The organism is Synechococcus sp. H55.2 (assembly GCF_047462495.1).
GTDB lineage: Bacteria > Cyanobacteriota > Cyanobacteriia > Thermostichales > Thermostichaceae > Thermostichus.
On record NZ_JANSJH010000035.1, the window covers coordinates 1 to 3,323 of the forward strand.

Consider the following 3,323-nt stretch of genomic DNA (forward strand, 5'->3'; position numbering starts at 1 on the left):
TGGGAGAGGGGCTGGGGGTGAGGGAGCAGAGCGGTCTGGGAACGTCCCTAGAAATCTCGGTCGCGCAAGCGGTGCGTCGCTTGAAAACGATAGACTGGGGTGTACAGCTCTCAATCTGCCCTGGATCTGGGAAGATTCTCAAAAGATCGCCAAGATCTAACCGTCGATGACCCACCTCCCTAAGTCCCCTTCGGGATCTGCAACCCTGGCCCCTCCCCGCACCTTCCCTCTTACCGCCGTGGTCGGACAGCAAACCGCCAAGCTGGCTCTATTGTTGGCGGCGGTGGATCCCGGCTTGGGAGGGGTGGTGCTGGTGGGGCCACGGGGCACGGCCAAGTCGGTTTTAGCCCGAGGGATCCACGCCCTGCTGCCTCCTATCGAGGTGATTGCCGGCTCCTATTGCAACGACGACCCGGCGCGGCCCGAGACCTGGTCAGACTGGGCCAAGGCCCGCTACCCCCAGGGAACAACGCCCCCCACCCGGGTGATGGCCCCTCCCTTTGTCCAGATTCCCTTGGGGGTGACGGAGGATCGGCTCTTGGGATCCGTGGATGTGGAGGCCTCGGTGAGGCAGGGGGAAACGGTTTTCCAACCGGGGCTCTTGGCCGCCGCCCACCGGGGCGTGCTCTATGTGGACGACATCAACCTCTTAGACGACGCCATCGTCAACCTGCTGCTGACGGTGGTAGGGGAGGGGGTAAACCGCCTGGAACGGGAAGGGCTAAGCCTGCAGCACCCCTGCCGGCCTCTCTTGGTGGCCACCTACAACCCCGAAGAGGGATCCCTGCGCCCCCACCTGCTGGATCGCCTGGCCATGGTGGTGCCGCTGGAGCGGGAGCTGAGCCTGGAGGAACGGCGGGAGATCGCCCAGCGGGCCAACCAATTCGGCGATGCCCCCGACCCTTTTCTGGCGGAACACCAGGCGGAACTGGAGGAAATCCGCACCCAGATTATCCTGGCGCGGGAGTGGCTGCCCCAGGTCAAACCGCGGCGGGAACAGATCCACTACCTGGTGCAAGAGGCCATCCGCGGCAACGTCCAAGGCCATCGAGGGGAGCAGTTTGCCCTGCGGGCCGCCTGTGCCCTGGCCGCGCTGGAGGGACGGGATCGCCTGGTAGCCGAAGATCTACAACAGGCGGTACAACTGGTGCTGCTGCCCCGCGCCCGCTACGACCCCGAGCAACCCCCGCCGCCACCCCAATCGCAACAGCCGGATCCCCCGCCGCCAGACCCCGACAACGCCGGTGAGGACAAGGAGGAAACGGATCCCCAGCCGGAAAATCTCAGCCTGCCGCAGGAGTTTTTCTTCGATCCTGAGCAGGTGGCCCTCGACCCGCGCCTCTTGGCCTTCGCCCAATCTCTGAACCAGCAGGGAAAAACGGGATCCCGCAGCCTGGTGTTCAGCGCCGACCGGGGCCGTTACATCAAGCCGATTCTGCCCCAGGGCGCCAACCCCCGCATCGCCGTCGATGCCACCCTGCGGGCTGCTGCCCCCTACCAGAAAAGTCGCCGCCTGCGGCAGCCGGGGCGGGCCGTCATCGTCGAGCCCGGCGACATCCGCGCCAAAAAGCTGGCCCGCAAAGCTGGAGCCTTGGTGATCTTTGTGGTGGATGCCTCCGGCTCCATGGCCCTCAACCGCATGCAAGCGGCCAAAGGCGCCGCCCTGCGCCTGCTGACCGAGGCCTACCAAAACCGCGACAAGGTTGCCCTCATCGCCTTTCGTGGCGAGGCTGCCGAAGTGCTGCTGCCCCCCACCCGCTCCATCGAGCTGGCCCGCCGCCGCCTGGAATCCCTGCCCTGTGGCGGGGGATCCCCACTGGCCCATGCCCTCACCCAAGCGGTGCGCCTAGGGGTCAACGCCCGCGCCAGCGGCGACGTGGGTCAGGTGATGCTGGTGGCCCTCACCGATGGCCGGGGCAACATCCCCCTCAGCCGCTCCCTGGGACGCAGCGAAGGCGATCCCATCGACCTGAAGCAGGAGCTGCGGGAGATCGCCCTGCGCATCCGTGCCCTGGGATTGAAGCTGCTTTTCATCGACTCGCAGAGCCGCTTTGTAACCACCGGCTTTGGCGCCGAGCTGGCGGAACTGGCGGGCGGGCGGTACTTTCATCTGCCCCGCGCCACCGACCAGGGAATTGCAGCCGTGGCCCGCTCGGCCATTCAAGAAGGACGCACTTCTCTCTGAAGGAGCAGCCGCGGCGGTGTTTGTAACTTTTCTTAATGGTTGGTTATGATCTCTGTAGGCGCTCTTCACCTTGCCCTATGACTACAGGACTCCTGCCGGAACTGCTCCTTGAGAATCCTATGGCTGTTGACTGGGTCAGTCGGGGCGTGAGCGCAGCCATTCGCGCTCTCTTCAAGCAGGTAGAGCGGCTGGAGGCGCGTGTGCGAGTCGAGCCTGTCGCCAAGCTGTTGCAAGGACGCATCGACAGCTTTGAGCTGTTGGGCCAGCACCTGCAGATGTACAACGGCCTGAGGCTTTCGGCCCTAGAGCTGTTTTGCAATGCTGTGGCCATTGATTTCAGCCAAATCTGGCAGGGGAAGATCAAGCTGCGCCAGCCGGTACAGGCCACGATGCGGGTGGTGCTGAGCGAAGCCGATCTGGCCCAATCCTTCAACACGCCTTTTGTGCTGAACAGGCTGGCCTTGGTAGGGCAGGATGGCAAATCCCTATCCTTCCACCACGTTCGTATCGCCATCACTCCGGCGCGTCGACTGGAATTGCAGGCAAACGTACAGCAAGCAGAGGCCAGGTCTCTCCGCGTTGGTTTTTCCGCCCAGGTTGAGGTGGTGGAGCAGCGTCGCATCCGCTTTACAGATCCGATGTTTGTGGGTGATACAGAGGCGGAGCTGGCGTTGAGCCGGGCCTTGGTCGATCACCTGAATGGGCTTCTGGACTTGGATCAGTTGGCCTTGCGGGGTACGGAGCTGCGGGTAGATCGGGTGAACCTACAGCCCCGGCAGATGGTTCTGTACGGCAGCGCCACCCTGGCGCACTTTCCCATGCGCCAACCGCAATGGGAAAATGCTTGACAACCTTTCGGCGGGCAGCTACGCTCAATAGTGGTGAGGAGTGAAGAGAAGAAGCCTCTGGGGTCGAAACACGGACAGACTCCCAGAGGTTTTTTCATGGCCTATTCACGCGATCCCAATCCCGACGGGGACGCCGCGCCCATGCCCAGGCCCGCCGGGTTTTATAGTCATTTCAAATGGCAATGCAACGTTTCTCTACGTCGTTGTTGCTACACAACGCTGTTCTAACTCCCCTCTCCCTCTGGGAGAGGGGTTGGGGGTGAGGGCCTCTGGGAGAGGGGTTGGGGGTG

At 63.6% G+C, this 3,323-nt stretch carries 2 protein-coding genes; both read left to right on the forward strand.

From position 1 onward, the window contains the following. Positions 1-166: 166 nt before the first annotated feature. Positions 167-2,185 carry a magnesium chelatase ATPase subunit D gene (gene bchD, locus NW844_RS06035; protein WP_414334335.1) on the forward strand — a complete coding sequence of 673 codons (2,019 nt, stop codon included), beginning with the start codon at positions 167-169 and terminating at the stop codon, positions 2,183-2,185. Positions 2,186-2,304: 119 nt separating this feature from the next. Next, on the forward strand, positions 2,305-3,033 hold the full coding sequence (locus tag NW844_RS06040) for a DUF2993 domain-containing protein (protein WP_414334337.1): 729 nt from the start codon (positions 2,305-2,307) through the stop codon (positions 3,031-3,033). Positions 3,034-3,323 lie beyond the last annotated feature (290 nt).